The organism is Streptomyces sp. NPDC107765, assembly GCF_055657085.1.
Genome location: NZ_JBVKBL010000010.1, coordinates 167,066 through 190,091 on the forward strand (window position 1 = coordinate 167,066; position 23,026 = coordinate 190,091).

Genomic DNA, 23,026 nt, shown 5'->3' on the forward strand with positions numbered 1-23,026 from the left:
CCCCCCTCCCGGTCCACCGCCGTCCCGACGGCAGGGAGGGCAAGTTACCCACAGGTGTCCCGGCTGCCCAGGTCTCCGGCTACTCTTGAGCGGAAGACGACAAGTCCTGGTAAGCGGGTAGGCGGGAGGAGGCGCAGCATGTACCGGCTCGTCGAAGCATGGCGTCTGTACACCTCCGCGCTCCTCTTCCTCCTCGTCGGCCTCCTCCTCACCCAGACGGGCCTGACGACGGCCCTGGCCGCGGCCGCGACCACCGCCGCGCTGTTGCTGCTGTGCAGCGCCTTCCTGATCGCGTCCTGCGCACAGCCGGTGCCACCGGGCCGGATCCGCACGGCGATCCGCGACCGCGAGCGGCGTACGGCGTTCCTGCCCCAACGCGACCCCGACGCGGCCGGCCGCCCCCGCCCCCGAGCACCGGGCCGCACCCTCCCGACGGCCGCGTAGACGCACGGGCAGGGCAACTCCACTCCGCACTCCTCGGGGCGGATGCCGCATTCCGGTATCCGGCATTCGGACATCCGGTATTCCGGTATTCCGGCATTCCGGTATTCCGGCATTCCGGGCCTGGGCCCCCTTTGCTCGCGTCTGCGCAGCTCGTCACGCCGACATCCTGTCCCGGCACGACGAGACCCGTGGAGGGCTCACCCATGTCCATGTTCGGCTTCCTCGGCGATGCGCTCGGGCGCGGCGCCGCAGTGCTCGATCCGCTCTTCGGCGGTGCGGCCGTGGCCGCCACCATCGTCCTGTTCACCCTCGCGGTACGCGCCGCACTGCATCCGCTCGCCCGCGCCGCGGCCCGCGGCGAGCAGGCCCGCGCAGCCCTCGCCCCCCAACTCGCGGCACTCCAGCGCAAACACAAGAACGACCCCGAGCGGCTGCAGAAGGCGATGGCCGACCTGTACGCCAAGACCGGCGCCTCACCGCTGGCCGGCTGCCTGCCGTCGCTGCTCCAACTGCCCGTGTTCTTCGTGATGTACCACCTCTTCTCCACCGGGGGCGGCGGTCTGCTCGACCACACGCTGCTGGGCGCACCGCTCGGCGGCCACTGGAGCGAGGCCCTGGCGGACGGCGGCCCCTTCGGCCCGCAGGGCCTGGTCTACCTCGCACTGTTCGTCCTGATCGCGGCGGTCGCCACCTGGAACTACCGGCGCGCCCGCGCCACCGCGGCCCAGGCCCCGGTCCCGGCCCTGTCCCCGTCGTCGTCTTCGTCCCCGGACCGGTCGGTGCCCGGCATGGCCTCGTTGGCGAAGCTGATGCCGCTGCTGTCGTTCGGCACGCTGATCACAGTGGCGGTGGTCCCGCTGGCCGCCGGCCTGTACATGGTGACGACCACGACCTGGACGGCCTGCGAACGGGCGCTGCTGAAGCGGGACAAGGGGAGGAAGGGGCCTGAGGGGAAGAAGGGGTCTGAGGTGAAGAGAGAGCCTGAGGGGAAGAAGAGTTCCGAGGAAGACGAGCAGGAGAAGCAGGAGAAGCGGCCGAAGCGGCAGAAGCAGCAGAAGCGGCCGAAGCGGCAAGGTGCGGGACCGGCCGCGACGGACGGGAACGCGTCCGCGGCGGACGGGGACGCGGCCGCCGCGAAGAAGCCGGCGGTCACTCCCGCCGCCGGTACGCCGCCCCTCGCCACCACCTCCCCCCGGCGCGGCCCGCAGCAGCGCGCACCGAAGAGCCGTGCGGCACGGCAGCGGGCAGCCCGGGCAAGGGCCAACGCCGAGGCGCGCACCCGGAACGACGCACCGACGCGCCGCCCCCGGCCGGCCGAAGCCCGGGCGAGGACCCGAGCCGATTCGCGCGGCGACTCGGGAGGCGATTCGGGCGGCGACTCGGGCGGCGCCGCACAGATCATTACTACCGCTCAGTAACGGTCCAGTCCGTGAACGAGGTCTTGCGGACTGGACCCCGTTCTCGGAGGATCGACCAAATCACTCGATGGCCGTCCCCCATCGGCCGGCCCGGAAGACCCCTTCCAGGGCCGACCCTTCGACCACGGGAGTTGAACCGATGAAGCTGCTGCGTGTCGGAACGGTGGGGGCGGAACGCCCGGCGCTGCTCGACGAGGAAGGGGTCCTGCGGGACCTGTCGGGACTGGTGCCGGACATCGACGGAACCCTGCTCGCGGACGACGAGAAACTCGCCCGGATCCGCGCCGCCGCGGCCGCCGGCGACCTGCCCGCGCTGGACGCCGCGGGGCTGCGCACCGGTCCGCCGGTGGCCCGGATCGGCAAGATCGTGTGCATCGGGCTGAACTACCACGACCACGCCCGCGAGACCGGCGCCCCGACGCCCGAGGAGCCGATCATCTTCATGAAGGCCCCGGACACCGTCGTCGGGCCGGACGACACGGTGCTCGTCCCGCGCGGCAGCGTGAAGACGGACTGGGAGGTGGAGCTGGCGGTCGTCATCGGCCGTACCGCCCGCTATCTGGAGACCGACGAGCAGGCGCTGGCGGCGGTGGCCGGTTACGCGGTGGCGCACGACGTCTCGGAGCGCGCCTTCCAGATCGAGCGCGGCGGCCAGTGGGACAAGGGCAAGAACTGCGAGACGTTCAACCCGCTGGGCCCGTGGCTGGTGACCGCCGATGAAGTACCCGACCCGCAGGCCCTCGGCATCCGGCTGTGGGTCAACGGCGAACTGAAGCAGGACGGCACGACCGCGGAGCAGATCTTCCCGGTCGCCGAAGTGGTCCGCTACGTCAGCCAGTTCATGACCCTGTACCCGGGCGACGTCATCAACACCGGCACCCCGGCCGGCGTCGCCATGGGCCAGCCCGAACCGAAGCCGTACCTCAAGCCCGGCGACGTCGTCGAGCTCGAAATCGACGGCTTGGGCCGCCAACGGACGCAGCTGAAGGCTGCTTAGCTCCCACGTACTTGGCCGTCCCGCCGTGGGGGTTGCTCGCCGTTGCGCTTTGCGGCGCCTCCCACGTACCCGTCTGTCCCGCCGCGGGTCGTCTCGCCGTTGCGCTTTGCGGCGCGCCGCACGTACCTGTCTGTCCCGCCGCGGGGCTCGCTCGCCGTTGCGCCTGCGGCGGGCTGGGTTTGTTGTGGGTGCGGTGACGGTCCTGCGGGGCCTTGTTCGTGGACTGCTGGCGCTTTACGTCCACGAACAAGGCCCCTCCGGCCCGTCCCCTCCCGTTGAGGGAGTGTGCGGGTGTGTGGGGGCGCGCGTCGTCGAGGACGTACCTCATATCGCGAGGTGTCGGGAATACCTAGCCCAGCCCATCGGGTTGTGGCCCTGCAGGGGGCCCTCGCGACCCTTACGGGTTCTGTTCGACCATCCCGTAGGGGTAGCCAGGTCCCCTTGCATGCCTCAATGTCCGCCCCCACGCACCGCATTCCCCTCCCCCAACGGGAGGGGACGGGCCGGAGGGGCCGGTTGTGTGGACGTAAAGCGTCAGCAGTCCACACAACCGGCCCCGGAGGCCCGTCACCGCACCCGACACCCACCCAGCCCGCCGCAGGCGCAACGGCGAGACGACCCGCGGCGCCGCAGACAGCCACGTGCGGGGCGCCGCAAAGCGCAACGGCGAGCGAGCCCCGCGGCGGGAAAGCCAGGTACGTGGGAGGCGCCGCAAAGCGCAACGGCGAGTAACCCCCGCGGCGGGACAGACAGCTACGTGGGCGACTAGCAAAGGGCAACGCACCCCTCCGCCGCCGATCGTTTCGCGGCCTCCAGGACGCGGAGGGTGGCCGCGGCCTCTGTGGCGGTGACCGGGGGGTCGCCGCCACCACGCAGGGCGCGGGCGATCGCGGTGTAGTACGCGGGGTAGTCGCCCGGCAAGGTCGGTACGGGATCGCCGCCGCCCATTCGGGGGGAGGCCCCGGCGCCGAGCCGGCCCCAGCAGGACTTCGGTTCCACGCCCCAATCGATGCCCTCGTCGCCGGGGCGCCGGCCTTCGCGGAGGGCGGCCTCCTGGGGGTCGAGGCCGTGCTTGGTGTAGCCCGCCTTGCTGCCCAGTACCCGGAAGCGGGGGCCCAGCAGGGCGGCGGTGGCGCTCACCCAGAGATGTGAGCGGACGCCGCCTACGTGGGTCAGGGCGATGAACGTGTCGTCGTCGGCCTCGGCGCCCGGGCGGCGGACGTCGGACTCGGCGTAGACGGAGACGACCGGGCCGAAGAGGGTCAGCGCCTGGTCGACGAGGTGGCTGCCGAGGTCGTAGAGGAGTCCGCCGATCTCGGCGGGGTCGCCGGATTCGCGCCAGCCGCCCTTGGGGGTCGGGCGCCAGCGCTCGAAGCGGGACTCGAAGCGCTGGACGTCGCCGAGGGCGCCCTCCTCGACGAGTTTGCGGACGGTGCGGAAGTCGTTGTCCCAGCGGCGGTTCTGGAAGACGGAGAGCAGCAGGCCGCGGTCGGCGGCGAGCGCGGCGAGCTTGTCGGCCTCGGCGGCCGTGGCGGCCAGCGGCTTGTCGACGACCACCGGCAGGCCGGCCTCCAACGCCGCGGTGGCGAGCGGCACATGGGTCTTGTTGGGCGACGCCACCACGATCAGGTCCAGCTCGGCGGCGCGGTCGAGGACCGCCTCGGCGGTGGGGACCGTGCGCACCTGCGGATGCTCGGCGCGGGCCTGTGCCTGCCGCTCCGGGCTGCTGGTGGAGACGGTGTCGAGCAGCAGGCCGTCGGTGGCCGCGATCAGCGGGGCGTGGAAGACGGAGCCGGCCAGGCCGTAGCCGAGCAGGCCGACCCGCAGGGGTACGCCGGGGGAGTCGCCGTTCCGCTGAGGTGCGCCGATCGGGCTCTTCTCGCTCGTCTCACTCATACCCACCACTTAAGCAACGCTGTTGCCTAAGTGCAAGCCTTGTCGGACAATGGGGGCGTGACCAGCAACGATTTCCCGTCTCTCGGCGGTGTCGCCGGTTCTGTGGGCGCCAACCTCCCCGCGCTGCGCGGGCACAACACCGCGCTGGTGCTGGGCCTGCTGCGGGCGGCCGGGGGAGCAGGGGTCAGCCGGCTGGAGCTCGCCGCGCAGACCGGGCTGACCCCGCAGGCCGTCAGCAAGATCACCGCGCGGCTGCGCACCGAGGGCCTGGCCGCCGAGGCGGGCCGCCGCGCCTCGACGGGCGGCAAACCTGCCACCGTCCTGCGGCTGGTCCCCGGCGCCCGGCATGCCCTCGGCCTGCACCTGGACCGCGACGAGCTCACCGCCGTCCGCGTCGACCTCGCCGGCCGCGCGGTCGCCGTCCGGCACGCCCCGCTCGCCTTCGCCGCGGGCGCGGAGCAGGTGCTCGGTACGGTCGAACGGGAGGTCGCGGCGCTGCTCGCCGAGGACGCGGGCCCGCCGGTCCTGGGCGTCGGAGTGGCCTGCCCGGGTCCGCTGGACCACACGGCAGGAGTGCTGCACCGCGTCACCGGCGCTCCCGAGTGGGACGGCTTCCCGCTGCGGGACGTCCTCGCCGCGCGGTTCGGCCTGCCCGCCGTCCTCGACAAGGACACCAACGCCGCGGCGCTCGGGCTGGCGCAGGGCATGCCCGCGGGCGCCGGCTCCTTCGGTTATCTGCACCTGGGCACCGGCCTCGGCGCCGGGCTCGTCCTGGGCGGCAGCCTCTACCGTGGCCCGCGCACCGGCGCCGGCGAATTCGGCCACCAGATCGTCCAGTTGGACGGCCCGCGCTGTAGTTGCGGGCAGCAGGGCTGCATAGAGGCGCTGTGCCTGGCGGCGGTCGCCCGCGGTGATCTCCCGGGCGCGGCACGGGCGCTGGGCGTGGGTGCGGCCAACCTCGTCGAACTCCTCGACATCGACCGGGTCCTGCTCGGCGGGCGCACCGTGCTCGACCACCCCGAGGAGTTCCTGGGCGGGGTGTCACGGGCGCTCGCCGCCCAGGCCCGCACCCGCGGCAGCGCCGGCCCCGGCGCCCGTACCGCGGTGTCCGTGGCGCTCGCCCCCGGCGGCGCCCGTACGGTCGCCGACGGCGCGGCGGAGCTGGTGCTCGCCCCGCTCTTCGGCGGCCACCGGCCCGTACGGCAGACCAGCCAGGGCGACTGACGGGCGAGGCCGGCGGGGGAGAAGCTGGCGAAGACACTCCGGCCACACCCGCGGCGCGTGCAGCGACTCCACGCCGGCCGCCACCGCCACCGCCGCGGCCGGTCGGACCCTTCGCGGTGACGCGGGGGCCACCCCGCGTCACGGCGCTGCGGGCTCAGACCAGGTCGACGATGTCCGCGATGGAGTCCACCACGTTGGTCGGGCGGTACGGGTAGTGATCGACGTCGGTACGGCTCGTCAGCCCCGTCAGCACCAGGAAGGTTTCCATCCCGGCCTCCAGCCCCGCCAGCACATCGGTGTCCATCCGGTCGCCGATCATGGCGGAGGACTCGGAGTGGGCACCGATGGCGTTCAACGCGCTGCGCATCATCAGCGGGTTGGGCTTCCCTACGAAGTACGGCTCCTTGCCCGTCGCCTTGGTGATCAGCGCCGCCACCGATCCGGTCGCCGGCAGGGCGCCCGCGGGAGAGGGGCCGGTGTTGTCGGGATTCGTGGCGATGAAACGGGCACCGTCATTGATCAGCCGGATCGCCTTGGTCAGCGCCTCGAAGGAATACGTCCGCGTCTCGCCCAGAATCACGAAATCCGGGTTCAGGTCCGTCATGACATAACCGGCGTCGTGCAGCGCGGTGGTGAGCCCCGCCTCGCCGATGACGTACGCCGTACCGCCCGGATGCTGGTTGTTCAGGAACGTGGCGGTCGCCAGAGCGGAAGTCCAGATGTTCTCGGCCGGCACTTCCAGCCCGATCCGGTTCAGCCGGGCGTGCAGATCGCGCGCCGTGTAGATGGAATTGTTGGTGAGCACCAAAAAGGGCCGGCCGGAATCGCGCAGCTTCTTGATGAAGCGATCGGCCCCCGGCACGGGAACGCCCTCGTGCATCAGGACGCCGTCCATGTCGGTGAGCCAGGATTCGATGGGCTTACGCTCGGTCATGGTCCTACCGTACGAGCAGCTCCGGCCGGTACGCCATCACGGGGAGATGACTGATGGGCGGCCGGGCGGAGGCCGGATGGGCGGCCGGGGAGATGGCTGCGGGACGCCGGGGAGACGACGATGGGCGCCCGGCGCGGGGCCGCCGGGTCGCCCACCTCGGGCTCGCCCGGGGGACGCGTGGGGTGCTTGGGGCGCGTGGGGTACTTGGGGGTGGCGGGACCTTCGGCTCACCCTAGGGGACGGTCGAACAGATCCCGTAAGGGTCGCAAGCGCCCCCTCGGGGGCCACAACCCGGCGGGGGTGAGGGCTATTCCCAGCCAGCGGCAGTCGGCTCGCGCCGAACGGACAGCCGCCTCGGGGACGGCCGGCTACTGGACGGCAGCCTCAGGGACGGCAGCCTCAGGGACACCCGCCTCACGGACGGCCGACTCACGGATAACCGATACTCGGTGCACCCCCGGTCGGCTCAGTGATAGCCGGTGCACGCCTGGCCGGCGGTCTGGATGGTCACGCAGGCGCGGGCGGTGAGGTTCCTGTCGTCGACCATCGCCGTGAACGTGTCCGACCCGGACGTGATCGTGCTGGTGCAGGTGACGCCCTGCGCGTTCTGCGCGAGGGCGGAGCCGGAGGGGATGCCGCCGAGGAGCGGATCCCGCTTCCGGGAGGTGACCCGCCACCCGAACGGCGCAGCTTCGGCCCGCACCGGATGCGGGCGGGCCCGTGGGGGCGGACCTTCAGAGGCATCGGAGGTTCAGCATGGGCTCACCGCAACTCGCTCTCTGCGCCACGGTCGCGGCTGCCGCGGTGACGATGGCGCCCGCGTACGCGGCGGATCCGTACGGCGCCCGGACCGACACGGTCTCCGTCACCCGCCCACCGGCCGTCCACGGCAGCACGCACCCCGCGCCCACCCGGCTCGCGCCCGCCCGGCTAGCGGCTGCAGCCGCTGTGTCCGCGCCGACACCACTCCGCCCGACCCTGCACGCCGCCCCGCGTCGCGAGCTGAGCAGCACCTCGGCCGTCGGCCTGGTGCTGGCCGGCGGCGCCGTCCTGGTCATCGCGGGCCAGCTGCTGCGGCTCCGGCTGCGGCTACGCCGCGAACGGCAGGGCGAGGCGGATGAAGGCTGAGGAGAAGCGCCGGGCGACCGAGGGGCCACGGGCGGCCGAGGGCCCTTGGGCCGGCGAGAGCCCCCGGGTGGCCGAGGGGCCCGGGACGGACAAGGGGCCCCGGGTGGCCGAGAGGCCCGGGACGGACAAGGGGCCACGGGCGGGCAAAAGCGCCCACGCGGACGAAGGCCCTCGCGCGGATGAGGCATCCCCGGCGGACGAGGCATCCCCGGCGGACAAGCAGCCTGCCGTGACCATCGGCCACGGCCGCCCCGGACAGCTGCTGGCCGGAGTGGTCTGGGCGGCCCTGCTGCTGGGGCTGTGGCTGTGGGGCCGCGATCTGTCCGGCGGCGCGCCCGCCCTGCTCACCACAACCGGTGATGTCGCCGCCGTCGGCCGCCCATTGGGCCGCCAGGCGCCCCCGCACGCCCACGGCCACGCCCACATCCACGCCCATGCTCAGGCCCACGACCCGGTCCCGGCCCCCGCCACCGTACTGCCGAGTCGGCTCCGCATTGCCGCACTGGGGATGTCCGACGTGGCGATCCGGTGGTACGCCCGGGGGCCGCAGCCCGGAGTGGCGGGCGCGGCGCTGCTCAGCCTGCGGAGCGGGAGCGGGAGCGGGAGCGGGAGCGGGAGCGGGAGTGGGAGTGGTGGCGCGGAGTCAGCCGGTGGCCGGGATGGCGTGACCGGCGGCCGGGGCGGCACGAGCGGGAGCCGCCGTCCGTCGCTCGGCGGTCTCGTACCAGGACAGCGTGTCGACGTCCTGCGCTCCGACGGGAGCACGCTCCGGTTCACCGTCGAGGACGTCCAGCGCTACGACCGTGCCCACTTCGACGCCCGTACGGCCTACGCCGCCCACGACCCCGGCCGCGCCGAACTCCGACTGACCGGCGAGGCCCCCGACGGCAGGGGCGTGGTGGTCATCTCGGCCTGTCTGACGGGCTATCAGCCAACCGGCGCACCCCGCCACTGACGCGCTACGCCACTGCCTACGCCGTGTCTACGCCCCGCCGCGGCAGGGCCTGTGGACAGGTTGTCCACAGGCCGACTTCGACAGGGTTGCGGTGTGCCACGATGGCTTCGGCCGGCGGACATTTGCCGGTCTTGTGCCGGTCGCACGCCGGCGTCTTCCGTCCGTTGCCTCTTCTTCTGTCTGCCCGTTCCGTCTATTCGATCCATTCCATCCATTACCTCTGTTCCATCTGTCCCATCTATTCCATCTGTTCTGTCTGGTCCATGCGTTTCGTTCTCCGAGGGGGAGAGGATGTACGGCAAACTACGGCGGTCCGCCGCGAAAGGGGTGGCGCCACTCGCGGCGGTGATGCTGCTGCTCACGGGCTGTTCGTCGCCCGACAGCGGCGGCGACGCCTCCGCGCCCGGCCGGCCAGGCCAGCGCCCCCGGTCCGTGACGCCGTACTGGGTCAATCCGGACAGTACGGCCGCCCGCCAGGTGGCCGCCTACGGCAAGGAGGACAGGGCCGGCGATGCCCGGCTGGTCGACCGGATCGCCAGGCAGCCGGTCGCCGAATGGATAGGCGTCGACAACCCGCAGGGCCAGGCCCGCGGTTTCACCGAGGCGGCCGACCGGGCCGGCCGTGAGGCACTGCTGGTCCTCTACAACATCCCGCACCGCGACTGCGGCAGTTACTCCCGTGGCGGCGCCGCCGACGGCAACGCGTACCGCGCCTGGCTGGACGGCGTCCTCAAGGGCATCGGCGACCGCGCCGCGACGGTCGTCCTGGAGCCGGACGCACTGCCGCACCTCGCGGACGGATGCACCCCGACGCAGTTCCAGGAGGAGCGCTACGCCCTGCTGACGGAGGCGGTCGGCAAGCTCAAGGCGTTGCCGCACACCACGGTCTATCTGGACGCCGGCAATCCGCACTGGATCAAGGACCCGGGCCGAATGGCCGAGCCCCTCAAACGGGCCGGTATCGACCGCGCCGACGGCTTCGCACTGAACATTTCCAACTACCAGACCACCAAGGAGAACAGCGCCTACGGCAAACGCCTCTCCGCCCTCGTCGGCGGCAAGCCCTTCGTCATCGACACCAGCCGCAACGGCAACGGCCCGGCCCCGGGCGGCGACGACCGGGAGAGCTGGTGCAACCCACCCGGCCGCGCCCTGGGCACCCCGCCCACCACCCGGACCGGCGACCCCCTGATATCCGGCTACCTCTGGATCAAGCGCCCCGGGGAATCCGACGGCACCTGCAAGGGCGGCCCGAAGGCAGGCAACTGGTGGCCGGCCTACGCCCTCGAACTCGCCCGCAACGAGCGCAACACCCGTAACGCCCGCAACGTCCGCTGACACGATCGCCGAGCCGGCCCGGGAGCCGTATGAACGGCCCCACGGACCGGTACCTCACGTCACCTCACCTCAACTCGTTTCCTTCCGACACGGCTCAACTCCCTCCCGCCGGAGGGACTTTCACCCACACCGCCTTCGACGGGGTGCCCGCCTGGTCGACCGCGTTCAGCATGTACCACCCGGGCGGCACCAGTGACGGGTCCGACGGCAGCGTCACCGTCACCCCGTCGCCCCCCTTGGTCACGCGGAAGTCCAGTGCCACCGACCGCTGTTCGACGTTGGTGACGTGGGTGAACGACCCGGGACGGATCAGCCGCATCTTCCTGATCGCCGCGGCGTGCGGGGCGCGGTAGGTGGCCGTACCGCCGAGCCGGACCGTCCGGGGTGCGGGACCGGTGTCCACCAGCTGCGGGCGCGAGGGCCGGAAGAGGTACGGCGGTGTGTAGAGGTCGATCTGCTGCTGGAAGACGCCCGGCCGGGTGTTGTCCTTGTCGCCGTAGAGGGAGTCGGAGCCGAAGGTCATCACCCGGCCGTCCGGCAGCAGCAGCACACCGGAGTGGTAGTTGCGGCCCACCAGCGGGTCGGCCACCGGCCGGGCGGTGCCGGCGGCCGGGTCGTACAGCTCCGCCTTGAGGAGGTTGGAGTCGCTGCGCCCCCGGTAGTCACCCGAGCCGTTGGTGGTGAGCACGGTGTCGTCCGGCAGGATCACGCTGCTCGGGTAGCGGGCCTTGGCGTACAGCCGCGGCCCGTCCCGGAAGCGCGGTGCCTGGTCGTGCAGGTCGACGATCCGGGTCCGGTCCGTGGACCGCGGGTCCTCGCCGACCCCGCCGCCGCCCAGCACCATGTACCGCTGGTCCTGGGCGGGCGGCAGCAGCACCGACATCGACGTCTCCAGGAGGTCCGGGTCGCTCATCCCGGGCACCGGCCGGAAGGAGTTCGACGGCAGGTCCCAGATCCCGGGCTTACGGCCGACGTTGTCGGGGCCGTAACCGGCGTTGGAGCCCGTGTAGAAGATCCGGCCCCGGTCGGCGAGGAAGAGCGCCGGGTAGGTGGGGAAGAAGCGCCGCTGCGGCAGGTAGTGCCACTTCTTCGTCGCCGGGTCGTAGATCTCCTGCTTGCCGGGCACGACCTGCCCGATCTCGTCCAGCCCGGAGACGGACAGCACCGTGCCGTCCTGCAGCGTGGTCAGCGTCGGGTACCAGCGGGCCTCGTTCATCGGGTCGACGCGGAGGTAGCGCTCGGCGACCGGGTCGAACTCGAAGGCGTCCTTGATGCCCTGGAAGTCCTTCTTGTCGAAGGAGAGCTTCTGCGCGATGCCGTAGAAGTTGCGGGCATCGACGCCGGTCAGGCCGTGGATGCGGTAGTTGTCCTGCGCGCCGGTGGCGTACTTCCGGCCGTTCTTGAGGGCCTCGACGTAGATCCGCGCCTCGCTGTGGGTCACGGTCACCCGGCCGGTCAGGGGATCCTTGGTCTTCTTCGCCCGCGGCACCACCACCGGGTCCTTGGACGCGAAGGTCTTGCCGTTCTGCCGGCCGGTGAAGAGCGTGCCGGCCGGGAACGTCCGGGGCCCGTCCGGATCCTCGTTGTAGACGATCATGAGCCCGCCGGCCTTCTTCACGTCCCCCTTCAGCTTCTCGTAGCGCTGGGTGCCGCCCGCCACCAGCAGCTTGCCGTCCGGCAGCTGGGTGTGCCCGGAGCAGAAGAGGTCCTTGGGCGTGGGGATGTTGGTGAAGGTGTTCTTCACGGGGTCCCACAAGACCGTGCGGAACGACTTGGCGCGGAAGTTCGCGGCGTTGTTGCCGGAGCCGGCGACCAGCAGCACCTTGCCGGTGTGCAGCAGGGCCGCGTGGATGGTGTTGATGCGGTACGCCGCGGGGACGTCGACGACCTCCCAGTGGCCGTTCGCCGCCTTGTACTTGGGCTGGTTGATCTTGTACTGGTGGTATTCCTCCGAGGCGAAGCCGTAGAGAACCGGCCCGTTCACCCCGGCCAGCGCGAGCACCACCGCCGTCGCGATCGTCAGTCGACGCAGGCGCCGGCTCGGACGGTACTTCATGAGTGACGTCCCCCAAGAGCGGTCCGCAGGGTCTCATCGGAGTGAGCGGTGTGCTGGATCTGCCCGGTGAGGTGGGTGCGGTCGGTGGGGTCGGCATGGTCGGTGTGTTCCGTGTGTTCCGTGTGTTCGGTGTGATCGATGCGTGAGCCGTCTTCGTTGTGTCCGTCGTGCGGCCCGGTCTGTGGGGGGTCGGCGGGGGAGCCGGTGGCGTGGCCGGGGAGGACGTACGGCGCGCGCCCGTCGGCCGCCCCGACCTGCTGCCGCTGCCGCCGCCACTGCCGCTTCTCCCCGCGTACGGACAGCTGCCAGGCGACGATCGGCGCGATCGCGATCAGCATCGCCAGCACGGCCCAGACGATCATCGCCGGATGGCTGTGCCCCAGGACGAACGAGGCCACCAGCGATCCCCCGAAGACGACCAGGAAGAACAGATGCACCCGGAACGTCCCCAGCAATGTGTCCGGGCTCGACGCATCTCCCTTCGGCGTCACCACGAACCGGCTCCTGCGGCGCAGCACCGCATCGCACAGCGCCCGCGCGTAGATCGGCGCCGACAGTGCCGACATCACCATCCCGGCCACCCCGCCCGACCCCTCCGGCTCGTGCGGCGAGACGTTGTGCCGCCGGTTCCACACGTACAGCCCGATCTGCAGCGCCGACGCGTTGCCGTACAACATCAGCCAGACGGTCGGATCGATGTTGACGCCCGAGGCGCCCAACCCCAGGAACAGCGAACAACTCAGTGCCGCCAGAAGCCAGTTCAGTGCCGACATCGGATAGAAGATGACCATCAGGGTGTAGTTGAAGAGCCGCCCCGGGGACAGCGTGAACGGCGCCTTCCAGAACTGCTTGAGGATCGTCTCGTACGTCCCGCGTGACCAGCGCAGCTGCTGGGTGAAGAAGTCCGTCCAGGCGGTGGGCCCCTCACCGACGGCGAGCACGTCCGGGGTGTAGACGGACTTCCACTTCCGCCCCGTCAACGGGTTCTTGGCGCGGTGCATCTCGAAGCCGGTGGCCATGTCCTCGGTGATCGAGTCGTACAGCCCGCCGATCTGCCGCAACGCACTGATGCGTACGGCGTTGGAGGTGCCGACGAACATCGGCGCGCCGTAACGGTTGCCGGCCCGCTGGATCAGCGCGTGGAAGAGGAACTGCTGTGATTCGGCGGCCTTGGTGACGAAGCTGTCGTAGTTCCCGTACACCTGCGGGCCGATGACGAACCCGACGTCCGGGTCGCGGAAGTAGCCCAGCATCCGCTCCAGGTAGTTGGGCAGCGGCACGTGGTCGGTGTCGACGGACGCGAAGAAGTCGTAGTCGTCGCCGTGCGCCTGCAGCCAGGCGTTGTAGTTGCCGTGCTTGGTTCTGGCGCGATGCGGCCCCTTGGTCTGATTCCACTTCGGGATGCCCTTACGGGTGAAGTGGCGCACCCCCAGCCGCCGGCAGACCTCCTTGACCTCGGGGTCGTCCCCCTCGTCCAGCAGCCAGACGTGCACCGGCCCGCGGTGCCGCACCCGGACCGCCGCCTCCAGCGTCCTCGTCACCATGGCCAGCGGTTCCTTGCCGGGCACGAAGGAGGTGAGGAAGGCGACCCGGGTGCCGCTCTCGGGCACGACCGGCACGGGGTCGCGGGCGACGAGCGTGGCGTGCGCGTTGGAGAGCACGTTCATGCAGCGGAAGAACTCGATCAGCCCGATCGAAACCAGCATCACGGAGTCGAGCGCCGGCAGGAAGGCGTGTGCGGGATAGTCGCGATGCGTCCAGTGCCCGGGCTGCAGCAGCCACGTCAGCAACCCCAGCGAGAGCAATGGCGCGGCCCCCAGCAACAACGCCGCACGCACCCGGTGCGGTTCCCCGGCGAGCAGCGACCGATAACGCACCCGGTACGGGCGCCCCGGCTCGGGCTGGGTGAGCGGCCCGGCCAGCCGGCTGTGGTGCTCGTAGTCATAACGCGGCAGCCCCTGCTGCGAGTCGCGCCGTTGCTGTCGCTGTTGCTGCCGATTCTGTTGGTGCTGACCCTGTTGCCGCTCGTCCTGCCGCTCGTCCTGCCGCTCGTGCTGCGGATTGTCCTGTGGCTCGTGCTGACGCTCCGGCTGCATGGGGTGCCACTGCGGCGATTGCTGCAGGCGCAGGCGCAGGCGCGGCCGGGCGGTGGTGGGTGGCGGTGGGGGAACGGGGGGCGAGTGGTGCGGGTGAGTGTCTGTGCGCGCGTGGTGCGGAGGTGTGGGGTGGGGAGGTGCGTGGTGTGGTGGCGTGTGGTGTGGGGGCGTGCCTTGTGGAGGCGGGGGCGCGTCCTGTGGAGGTGAGTGGTGCGGAAGCGTGGTGTGCGGAGGCGCGTGGTGGGGAGGCGCGCCTTGTGCAGGTACGTGGTGCGGAGGTGCGTGGTGCGGAAGCCTGGTGTGTGGAGGCGAGTCGTACGGCGGCGGATCGTGGGCCGGCGGCCCGTCATCGTGTGGAAGCGGATTGTCCGGGTCCGGACCGCGCGAATGCTGCGGCCGGACGTCGTCAGACGGCGACGTCATGAGTCCATCCCCCCGCACGCAGCCCTGCTGCGTGCCGTATCTCCTGATGGCCCGATTCCCCGGTCCCCCTCGACCGACTCGGGCTCGTTGGTGTCGGGCCGCCGCGCCGGCGGGCGGCGGCGGCCGTTTACGGCGGTGTGACGGGCGCCCCCGGCCGCTCTTCCGAGCCACGGGTTCCCCGGCGTCCACATCACGCCAGCCGACGTATCCCTTAGTCCCCAACTCCCTGGAACCCAGCCACTTTTCGGCCGAGTTCCCAGGTCAGGGTCCCGAACCGGATCCCTTGATCACAAGACACTCCAAGGGGGATACGGGCAAGGCTGTGCCATGCGGGACGGTGTATGGCGGAGCGCACATCACCCGAGCCCGTTACCGCCCGAAAATGCTCACTTGGCGCGCTCTTTTGACGGGGGTGGCCGATAACCGCTGCTGGCGAGTGGCGAACATACGCGGCCGACCCACCGTGCCCGGTCCGGCCGGATCCCCGCACGGCGTGCGTACGAGCTGGCACTCGACGGGGCGCACTCACCGCATGCGGAGGCATCGGCCCGAACCGGCGCACGAAGGAACATCAGCGGCGCACGACCGGGCGGCTGGCGGCGCACGACCGGGCGACGGTGGCACACGCCCCGAGGGTGGTGGCGTACGAAGGGACGAGTGCGGGGCGCAAACGGATGACTCCCGTACGCCGGACGCAATGATCACACCAGGCCGAGCCCCGGCTCCCATCGCCGTACCCAAGGCGCTTCGCGGCTCGCAGCCCCCAGCGGCACCCGGATCGTCCGCACCGGCCATGTCAGCAAGGAGCTGCCCGTCATCGCCGTGCACCACGTCGAACGCACGGACAGCGTCAGCCGCTCCACGCCGGAAGCTGACTAGGCCGTCCACCTCCCGGGACGTTCCCCGCCACCTTCCGTGCGCGGGTCTCCGGAGCATCCCGGCTCCGGCATGTCGCGCCCTCGCTCGTCGCCTACGCGCCAGAGCGGCCCGAGTGAGGCGCGGTCCGCACCGCACGCCGCTCCGATGTCGAGGTCCAGCTCGCCCAGCCGCACCCTGCCCGCCGGCAGCACCCGGCCCCTCGGCGTCCTGCGGACGATCTCCGTTCTGCGGACGATCGCCGCCGCGGCCATGGTCGGTACCGCCACGGCGATCACCGGGCCGCCGCGTCGGGCCTGCTGGGTGGACGGGAGCTGGGGCCCTCCCGGCCGGCTTCCAGAGCAGCCAGCCCTCGGTGTCATGAGCCCGGTGGCACGGCACGGCAGTGCGAGGCTTCGGGACGGAGCGCGACGGGCCCGCCGCAGAGCGCGGGCATGATCCTCTCGGGGCCACCGTCCGAGCGCTGCTCCTCCTGGGGGACGGCGGCCGGCGGGTCTGGCCCGCCTTGGCGGGCCGAAAAGCGCCCCGCCCGCGTGCCCCGATAGTCCGGCCCACAGCCCACAGCCCATAGCCCACGGTTCACAGCCGACAGCCCACACCCACGTACCACTGAGGACACGACTGAGGCCCCCCGCCATTGGCGAGGGGCCTCAGTCCTACAGTGCGCCGCCAGGGACTCGAACCCCGGACCCGCTGATTAAGAGTCAGCTGCTCTAACCAACTGAGCTAGCGGCGCCTGCTGACGTGAAGAACTCTACACGACCTCGGGCGGTGCTCCGTACCCCGGACAGCCCAGCTCACGCACCCCGCGCATGTGATCCCGGCCACTCCCGCCTGTTCTCGCCACCCCGCAGCTCCTCCCACTGGCCTGCACTCCTCCTCGCCACCCGCCCCACCCGAAGCGTCCGGCGTCCGCCCCCTCCCGGCCGCCCTCCACCGCCCGCTACCGCGGCAAACCCCACCCACCCCACGGGTCGAAAGTCCCCTGATCTTGGGACCTTCGACTCCCGAGCCGCTCGATGTGCTCTGTGAAGATCGAGTTCACCGATCCCGTGGCCGTAGCGCAGCAGTTGCCCCGTCAACATGCGATATGTCCTGGCGGTTGAGAGGCTGCAGCCAAGAGCCAAGGCGAACGGAACGAGCACACGAAGAGGGAGGCGGCCATGGCGTCCGTCACTCCTCCTTCGCATCCCGCAACCCCACCCTCCACAGCAACGTCTGCCAGGACGCGCGCCCCGGACCGGGCACCCGGGACTCGCCCCTCTGTCGGAAAGGTTGATCGTCGTGGTGTCGACAGCCAAACGCACCCTCGAGATGCGGCTCCTCCTCGGACCGGACGAAGCAGTTCCGGTGGCCGGCCGGTTCAGCTACCGCAGCGACCGCCCGTACGAGGTCGAGGTGGCCTTCATCAGCCGCGGCCGCACGGTCGCCACCTGGGTCTTCGCCCGTGACCTGCTGCTGGTCGGGCTGTACGACGAGGCCGGTGAGGGCGACGTACGGGTGTGGCCGTTCCGCCGGCCGGGCGAGCAGCGTCGGGTGCACATCGAGCTGACCACCGACGACAGCGTCTGTGAGCTGACGGTGCGCGCCGCGGAGCTCACCGCCTGGCTGGAGCAGACCGCGGCGATCGTCCCACCGGGCGACGAGAGCCGCTATCTCGACATGGACATGCACCTGGCCCGGCTGCTCACGGGGAAAAGCTAGGGAGGGCTGAAAGGCTGATGGGGGAGACGACGATCAGGACCACGACGGCGGTAACGGGAACGGCCATAGTGACCGCAACAGGAGCGGCAACGGGAGCGGCAACGGGGACGGTGCGGGGGAGCGATGCCCCGGGGACGCCTGCAGCGGCCCGGACAGATGCAGTTGCGCGGACGAGTGCAGCGGTGCGGACGGATACGGCTGCCGAAGTGAGGGCAGCGGCCGGGGCTACGGCAGTGACGGCAGCGACTCCAGGTACGCAAGCGACACCTGCGGCGGCCGTGACGTCGGCTTCCGGGGCGGACGGGACGGCAACTGCTCGGGCGGCGGCGACTCCGGGGACGGCCGAGACGGGAGCGGCTCTGAGGACAGCGGGGACGGGGGCGATGTCGGATGCCGCCAAGACAGGACCGGCTGCCGCCAAGATAGGAACGGGGACCGCCAAGACAGGGACGGCTCGGAGTGCGGCTGCCGGGACGGGGGTGACGCCCGGGCAGTCCGAGACGCCAGCGACCCACGTGCCGACAGTGCCCCCCAACTCATCCGGACGCAGCGCAGGCATCTCCGCCACCGCCGCCGCCCCGGCTACCCCTGCCGACGCCACCGCCACCGCTGTCGCCGACGATGCCGCCCCCGCTACCCTCACCGACGCCACCGGCACTGACCCCCGACCCGCCCCCCGCTCCGTACCGGCGGCACGGCGCGGAACGGAAGCGGACACGTCGGCCGGCGGCACCGGCGGCACCGGCGGCACCGGCGGCACCGGCGGCACCGGCGGTACTGGCGGCACCGGCGGCCAGGCCCAGCAGAGCGCGGGCCACGACCCCCGCCTACACGGATTCCTGCCCGAGCGGCCACCCGTCCGTTCCATGATCGGAACGTGGAGCCGGCTGGACGCCATGGCACGTTCCGCCGCGACCGCCCCCGACCGCGAGACCGCCGTCGCACTCGTTGAACGTGCCCATCACGACGACGTGTTGTCCGCCCTGCGGCAGCGGGTCTCCCGCCTCTCGCCGCGTAATGCGGAAGCCGCGGCCATGCGCATCGCCGTGATCGCGGTGGCGTGCGGCTGGTGCGGACTGGACCCGCAGGCGCCGGCCGCACGCGAGGTCGCCGACGAGGCGTTCCTCGAACTGTGGGCGGCCATCGCGCACCGCATCGACCACGACCAGTTCGTCGCCCTGCCCACCCTCGCCCTCCATAACTGGGCCCCCGAACGCAAGCCCCGCCGCCACATCCCCATCGACCAACTGGCCCGCACCGAACAGCTCGTGCCCATCGTGCGCTGGGCCCCCGAAGGGCAACCGCTCAGCCGTCTGGACCGGCTGATGCTCGCCGCCACCCGCCTGGAGGCACACGGGATCTGGCTGCTGCGGCTCGCCGAGACCCTCGCGGGCCGTTCGCCCGACGACTCCTCCACGCCGACGGCCCTCCGCCGCCTGGTCCGGGTCCAGCACGCACTGCGCGCCCAACTCCACGCGGAGGCGGCGCACCTGGCGGCTGCGCCGGCCACTCCGCAGCAGCGCGCGGTGCTCGCTGCGCTCGTCGAACAGGGTGCCCTGGAGCCGCCCGTACTCCAGGCCGCCGACGCGGTACTGGGCATCGGCGGCCGCCGCATGGGTGAGGGCCGCCGCCAACTCCTGCGCCGCCATCTCCCGGCCCAGCACCGCGCCTGGCTCAGTGCGATGGACCGACACTGCGCGCCCGTACGCACCCTCGCCCACCGCGGTGGCCCCGACGCCGCCGTCTACCGCGAGGCCCAGGAATCCCTCATCGCCCTACGCCGCACCTACACCGCCCTGGTCCACACCGCCGCCCGCCCCACCACCCCCCTCCCCACAGCGGCCTAACCCACCCCTCCCTCCAGCCGCCCGCCTTTCTGCCCCAAAGCCTCCCTGGGCCCGTCCCGGCCCCGGGTCCCGGTACCTCCCCTTCGGCTCGTCCTGCCCCTGGTCCTCGAACCTCCCTCGGCTCGTCCTGGCCCCTGGCCGCGCCCCCTCGGCTCCTCCCGACCCCGTCCCGAACCTTCTCGTCGGTTCGTCCCACCCCTGTCCCCGAACCTCCCCCGGGCCTGCCCCGCCCCTGCCCCCCGCCCCCCCGCCCCCGCCCCTCCCCACCCCCTTAATCTGGACATTGGTCTGGACTTGGTCTGGACATCGGTCCGGACACGCCGTCGATCTGGTGACCGCGTCGAGACAGTCACCACGTCGGCTGGACGGCCGCGTCGATCGGGCAGCCGCGTCGCCGGCACCCGCGTCGATCCGCCGCATGAGCCGATCTGTCGCTCACACTGCTTCCATCGCCCGCATCGGCCCAGCACCCTGTGCTTTCTCCGACGCCCGCATGCCCGGCACCCGCGCCGATCTGCCGCCCGCGCCGCCTCCAATGCCCGCATCTGTCCGCCACCCGCGCCGTCTCCGACACCCGTATCGGCCCGCCACCCGCATCGATCCGGTCACCGCCCGCTCTGATCCGGTGACCGTATGGATCCAGTCATGGCATTGGTCTGGACATGCCCAACGCGCCTTATTAGTCTGCGACTTGGTCTAGACCGCACGGCACTTCACTCAGCTCATGGAACTCCCCCACGTTCTTCAGGAGCGAAGCATGCGTAAAAAGATCAGTGCTGCCGTCATCGGGCTCGGGGTCGTCGGTGTCTCGTTGTTCTCGACGGGCAGTGCGTCCAGTCACGGCTACAGCGATGCACCCCCGAGTCGGCAGGCGCTCTGTGCCAACGGCACCGTCAAGGACTGCGGTGCGATTCAGTACGAGCCGCAGAGTGTCGAGGGGCCCAAGGGTTTCCCCGCCGCAGGTCCCGCGGACGGCAAGATCTGCTCAGCGGGTCACGATAACTTCGCCCAGCTCGACGACCCCCGTGGCGGCAAGTGGCCCGGCACCAAGCTCACTCCGGGGCAGGGCTACACCTTCACCTGGCGGCTCACCGCGCGGCACGCCACCACGGACTTCGAGTACTTCATCACCAAGGACAGCTACGACCCGACCAAGCCCCTCACCCGCGCGGATCTCGAACCCGAGCCGTTCATGACGGTCCCTATGGGCGGAGCGCGGCCCGGTGAGACCGTTCAGCATCAGGGCACGATCCCCACGCAGAAGTCGGGCCGCCATCTCATCCTGGGGGTCTGGAACATCGCCGACACCGGCAATGCCTTCTACGCCTGCTCGGACGTCGACCTGTCCTGAGCTGCCTCTCCCTCTCCTCCTGACCGGCTGCCATTTCTGACCTCCCTCTCTCCCCATCTCGATTCGGGCGTTCCTACCCTTAACGCCTCCCCGACTTCTCCCGGGGAGGCGTTAATTACGTTACGGAGGCGGGGGATTGGTGGCGTCACACCACGGGTTGGTTGTGAGGGGGTGCGGGTTGGTACCACGGGTTGAGGTCGGTGTGGAGCCCGGGGGTGGGGAGGGGAGGAGTGGGCCGCTTGATGTGGTCGCGCGGGCCAATAGGGGGGTGGGAAGCTGACGGTACGTCAGTTACAGTCCGGCGGCATGACGGCGGCCAAAGGCGAGGGTAAGAACACTGGCAAGGGCAAGGGCAAGGGCAAGAACGAGAGCAAGGTCAAGGTCAAGGGCAAGGGCACGAGTGGCAGCAGGGGGCGTGCGGAGGGCGGTCGCGGGGCGGGGACCGTTGCCGAGTTGGTGCTGGGGCAGTGGGGGGATCGTCGGGTCGGGGCGCAGTGCGAGGGGCGGGCGCTGACGCACCACGAGCTGGCGGGGGGTGCCGCGGCGCGGGCCGCGCTGCTGGGGGAGCTGTTGCCGCGCGGGGCGGAACCGCACATCGGGGTGCTGCTCGACAACGTCCTCGAGTATCCGCTGTGGCTGAGCGCGGCGGCCCTCGCCGGAGCCGCCGTGGCCGGGATCAACCCCACGCGACGCGGTCCGGAGCTCCTGCGCGACATCCGGCACACCGACTGCGCGTTGCTGATCACCGAACGTGTCTACGTGCCGATGCTCGCCGGACTGGATCTCGGCATTCCGTTCTCCGGGCGAGTCCTGATCGTCGATGACCCCGCCTATGAGGAGCTGCTGCGCCCGTACGAAGGCGCCTCGCCCATGGACACCCTCGCGGTTGCGGGGCGGAGGGGCGTGGAGCCGGGGACGCGGATGCTGCTCTACTTCACGTCCGGTTCCACCGGCGCGCCCAAGGCCGCGCTCTGCACCCAGGGCCGGCTGGCCGCCGCCGGCCGTTCGCTCGTCGGATTCCTCGGAGTGCGGCCGGACGACGTGCACTACCTCTGCATGCCGATGTTCCACGGCAACGCCGTGATCGCCGGCTGGGCCCCCGCGCTGGCCGGCGGTGCGGGCATCGCGTTGCGCCGCCGCTTCTCGGCCTCCGCGTTCCTCCCCGACGTGCGCCGCTACCGCGCCACGTACTTCACCTACGTGGGCCGCGCCGTGCAATATCTGCTCGCCACCCCGCCCGCCCCCGACGACCGTGATCACCCGCTGCGTACCGGGTTCGGCACCGAGGCGGGTGCCGTCGATGTCGCCCGGTTCGCGGAGAGGTTCGGCGTGCGCCTGATAGAGGGGTATGGCTCGTCCGAGGGCGGCGCGGCGATCCAGCGCACCCCGGACACTCCGCCCGGCGCCATCGGCCGGCCCGCCCCCGGCGACGATCTTGCCGTCGTCGACCCGGAGACCGGCGCGGAACTGCCCCGTGCCCGCCTCGACGCGGCCGGCTGGCTGCTCAACGGGGAGGAGGCGATCGGCGAGCTGGTCAACCGGGGCCGCAGCTCCTTCGAGGGGTACTGGCGCAATCCCGAGGCGACCGCGGACCGCATGCGCGGCCGGTCGACGGGAGAGCGGATCGGGGCGGGCTGGTACTGGACCGGTGACCTCTTCTTCCGGGACACCGAGGGGTTCTTCCACTTCGCCGGGCGGACCGACGACCGGCTGCGGGTCGACAGCGAGAACCTGGCCGCCGCGATGATCGAGAACATCCTCGCCCGCTACGCCCCGGCCACCGGGGTCGCGGTGTACGCCGTGCCCGACCCGGTGGCCGGCGACCAGGTGATGGCGGCCCTCGCGCTACGCGACGGGACCGGCTTCGACCGGGAGGACTTCGCGGCCTTCCTCGCCGCGCAACCCGACCTCGGGACGAAGATGGCGCCCCGGTTCGTACGGACGGTGGCAGCGCTGCCGGTCACCGCCACGAACAAGATCCACCGCGTGGCACTGCGCCGTGCCGGATTCCGCTGCCCTGACCCGGTGTGGTGGAGGCCGATGGCGCGGAGCGCAAGAGGGGAGGGCGCGGCCGGGCCGGGAGAACTGGGTCACCTGGAATACCGGAGGTTCACGGCGGAGGACCAGGACGCGCTGCTGGATGTCTATCGCGAGCACGACCGGCTGGCATTGCTGGAGTGGTGACCGGACGGGATGCCCCCTTACCCGCCGGCGGGGCGGTGCGAGGCGGTGCGCGGCTCCGTGTGTCGGGCTCATCGGCCGCCACCCGTACGCGTGACTCGACTCACATCGCCATCGGTCACCCTCGGCTGCGCGCTCACCGTCTCGCCGCCGCCCCC

General features: G+C 71.5%; 16 protein-coding genes and 1 tRNA gene. 11 read left to right on the plus strand and 6 right to left on the minus strand.

Going from position 1 to position 23,026, the window contains the following annotated elements:
- The first annotated feature begins 138 nt into the window (after positions 1–138).
- The 3 genes from ACZ7MX_RS24365 (at position 139) to ACZ7MX_RS24375 (ending at position 2,859) form a co-directional block, all read left to right on the plus strand.
- On the plus strand, positions 139–444 hold the full coding sequence (locus tag ACZ7MX_RS24365; RefSeq protein WP_472135304.1) for a DUF6412 domain-containing protein: 306 nt from the start codon (positions 139–141) through the stop codon (positions 442–444).
- 203 nt (positions 445–647) lie between these two features.
- A complete protein-coding gene (locus ACZ7MX_RS24370) occupies positions 648–1,862 on the plus strand; it encodes a YidC/Oxa1 family membrane protein insertase (RefSeq protein WP_472135306.1) in 1,215 nt (404 codons plus the stop codon).
- Positions 1,863–2,001: 139 nt separating this feature from the next.
- Positions 2,002–2,859 (plus strand): fumarylacetoacetate hydrolase family protein, encoded by an 858-nt coding sequence (locus ACZ7MX_RS24375; RefSeq protein ID WP_201807767.1) that lies wholly within the window; start codon positions 2,002–2,004, stop codon positions 2,857–2,859.
- Between the two features lie 765 nt (positions 2,860–3,624).
- On the opposite strand, the gene ACZ7MX_RS24380 is transcribed toward ACZ7MX_RS24375, so the two are convergent.
- Complete coding sequence (locus ACZ7MX_RS24380) at positions 3,625–4,755, minus strand: Gfo/Idh/MocA family oxidoreductase (protein ID WP_472135308.1); 1,131 nt, start codon at positions 4,753–4,755, stop codon at positions 3,625–3,627.
- A gap of 57 nt (positions 4,756–4,812) precedes the next feature.
- On the opposite strand from ACZ7MX_RS24380, the gene ACZ7MX_RS24385 reads away from it, so the two are divergent.
- Positions 4,813–5,979 carry an ROK family transcriptional regulator gene (locus ACZ7MX_RS24385; protein ID WP_472135310.1) on the plus strand — a complete coding sequence of 389 codons (1,167 nt, stop codon included), beginning with the start codon at positions 4,813–4,815 and terminating at the stop codon, positions 5,977–5,979.
- Between the two features lie 154 nt (positions 5,980–6,133).
- On the opposite strand, the gene ACZ7MX_RS24390 is transcribed toward ACZ7MX_RS24385, so the two are convergent.
- Entirely contained in the window at positions 6,134–6,913 is a 780-nt protein-coding gene (locus tag ACZ7MX_RS24390; RefSeq protein WP_472135312.1) for an HAD-IIA family hydrolase, read from the minus strand.
- A gap of 466 nt (positions 6,914–7,379) precedes the next feature.
- The gene (locus ACZ7MX_RS24395) at positions 7,380–7,616 is read right to left on the minus strand and encodes a hypothetical protein (protein WP_472135314.1); all 237 of its coding nucleotides are present in this window, start codon (positions 7,614–7,616) and stop codon (positions 7,380–7,382) included.
- 53 nt (positions 7,617–7,669) lie between these two features.
- Between ACZ7MX_RS24395 and ACZ7MX_RS24400 the strand changes: the two genes are divergently transcribed.
- From ACZ7MX_RS24400 to ACZ7MX_RS24410, 3 genes are all read left to right on the plus strand, one after another.
- The gene (locus tag ACZ7MX_RS24400) at positions 7,670–8,041 is read left to right on the plus strand and encodes a hypothetical protein (RefSeq protein WP_472135316.1); all 372 of its coding nucleotides are present in this window, start codon (positions 7,670–7,672) and stop codon (positions 8,039–8,041) included.
- A gap of 229 nt (positions 8,042–8,270) precedes the next feature.
- Positions 8,271–8,996: a sortase family protein gene (locus ACZ7MX_RS24405; protein ID WP_472135318.1), complete on the plus strand. Its 726-nt coding sequence runs from the start codon at positions 8,271–8,273 to the stop codon at positions 8,994–8,996.
- A 291-nt stretch (positions 8,997–9,287) separates the two neighbouring features.
- On the plus strand, positions 9,288–10,334 hold the full coding sequence (locus ACZ7MX_RS24410; RefSeq protein WP_472135320.1) for a glycoside hydrolase family 6 protein: 1,047 nt from the start codon (positions 9,288–9,290) through the stop codon (positions 10,332–10,334).
- A gap of 94 nt (positions 10,335–10,428) precedes the next feature.
- Here the strand turns inward: ACZ7MX_RS24410 and glxA are convergent, their stop codons facing one another.
- The 3 genes from glxA to ACZ7MX_RS24425 form a co-directional block, all read right to left on the minus strand.
- Positions 10,429–12,390, minus strand: a complete 1,962-nt coding sequence (glxA, locus tag ACZ7MX_RS24415; RefSeq protein WP_472135322.1) for a radical copper oxidase GlxA — start codon at positions 12,388–12,390, stop codon at positions 10,429–10,431.
- Positions 12,387–14,486: a glycosyltransferase family 2 protein gene (locus ACZ7MX_RS24420; protein WP_472135323.1), complete on the minus strand. Its 2,100-nt coding sequence runs from the start codon at positions 14,484–14,486 to the stop codon at positions 12,387–12,389. The genes glxA and ACZ7MX_RS24420 overlap by 4 nt, the downstream gene beginning before the upstream one ends.
- 1,961 nt (positions 14,487–16,447) lie before the next feature.
- Positions 16,448–16,521 (minus strand) — tRNA-Lys (locus ACZ7MX_RS24425).
- A gap of 548 nt (positions 16,522–17,069) precedes the next feature.
- On the opposite strand from ACZ7MX_RS24425, the gene ACZ7MX_RS24430 reads away from it, so the two are divergent.
- The 4 genes from ACZ7MX_RS24430 (at position 17,070) to ACZ7MX_RS24445 (ending at position 22,871) form a co-directional block, all read left to right on the plus strand.
- Positions 17,070–17,489 (plus strand): SsgA family sporulation/cell division regulator, encoded by a 420-nt coding sequence (locus tag ACZ7MX_RS24430; RefSeq protein ID WP_030816293.1) that lies wholly within the window; start codon positions 17,070–17,072, stop codon positions 17,487–17,489.
- A 524-nt stretch (positions 17,490–18,013) separates the two neighbouring features.
- On the plus strand, positions 18,014–19,336 hold the full coding sequence (locus ACZ7MX_RS24435; RefSeq protein ID WP_472135325.1) for a hypothetical protein: 1,323 nt from the start codon (positions 18,014–18,016) through the stop codon (positions 19,334–19,336).
- Between the two features lie 757 nt (positions 19,337–20,093).
- Positions 20,094–20,687 carry a lytic polysaccharide monooxygenase auxiliary activity family 9 protein gene (locus tag ACZ7MX_RS24440; RefSeq protein WP_388967226.1) on the plus strand — a complete coding sequence of 198 codons (594 nt, stop codon included), beginning with the start codon at positions 20,094–20,096 and terminating at the stop codon, positions 20,685–20,687.
- A 306-nt stretch (positions 20,688–20,993) separates the two neighbouring features.
- A complete protein-coding gene (locus tag ACZ7MX_RS24445) occupies positions 20,994–22,871 on the plus strand; it encodes an AMP-binding protein (RefSeq protein WP_472135327.1) in 1,878 nt (625 codons plus the stop codon).
- The last annotated feature ends 155 nt before the right edge of the window (positions 22,872–23,026 follow it).

Bases quoted from the DNA above. Each gene is read 5' to 3' on its own strand.
- ACZ7MX_RS24365 (WP_472135304.1), top strand. From the start codon at position 139: ATGTACCGGCTCGTCGAAGCATGGCGTCTGTACACCTCCGCGCTCCTC.
- ACZ7MX_RS24370 (WP_472135306.1), top strand. From the start codon at position 648: ATGTCCATGTTCGGCTTCCTCGGCGATGCGCTCGGGCGCGGCGCCGCA.
- ACZ7MX_RS24375 (WP_201807767.1), top strand. From the start codon at position 2,002: ATGAAGCTGCTGCGTGTCGGAACGGTGGGGGCGGAACGCCCGGCGCTG.
- ACZ7MX_RS24380 (WP_472135308.1), bottom strand. From the start codon at position 4,755: ATGAGTGAGACGAGCGAGAAGAGCCCGATCGGCGCACCTCAGCGGAAC.
- ACZ7MX_RS24390 (WP_472135312.1), bottom strand. From the start codon at position 6,913: ATGACCGAGCGTAAGCCCATCGAATCCTGGCTCACCGACATGGACGGC.
- ACZ7MX_RS24400 (WP_472135316.1), top strand. From the start codon at position 7,670: ATGGGCTCACCGCAACTCGCTCTCTGCGCCACGGTCGCGGCTGCCGCG.
- ACZ7MX_RS24410 (WP_472135320.1), top strand. From the start codon at position 9,288: ATGTACGGCAAACTACGGCGGTCCGCCGCGAAAGGGGTGGCGCCACTC.
- glxA (WP_472135322.1), bottom strand. From the start codon at position 12,390: ATGAAGTACCGTCCGAGCCGGCGCCTGCGTCGACTGACGATCGCGACG.
- ACZ7MX_RS24420 (WP_472135323.1), bottom strand. From the start codon at position 14,486: ATGCAGCCGGAGCGTCAGCACGAGCCACAGGACAATCCGCAGCACGAG.
- ACZ7MX_RS24440 (WP_388967226.1), top strand. From the start codon at position 20,094: ATGCGTAAAAAGATCAGTGCTGCCGTCATCGGGCTCGGGGTCGTCGGT.
- ACZ7MX_RS24445 (WP_472135327.1), top strand. From the start codon at position 20,994: ATGACGGCGGCCAAAGGCGAGGGTAAGAACACTGGCAAGGGCAAGGGC.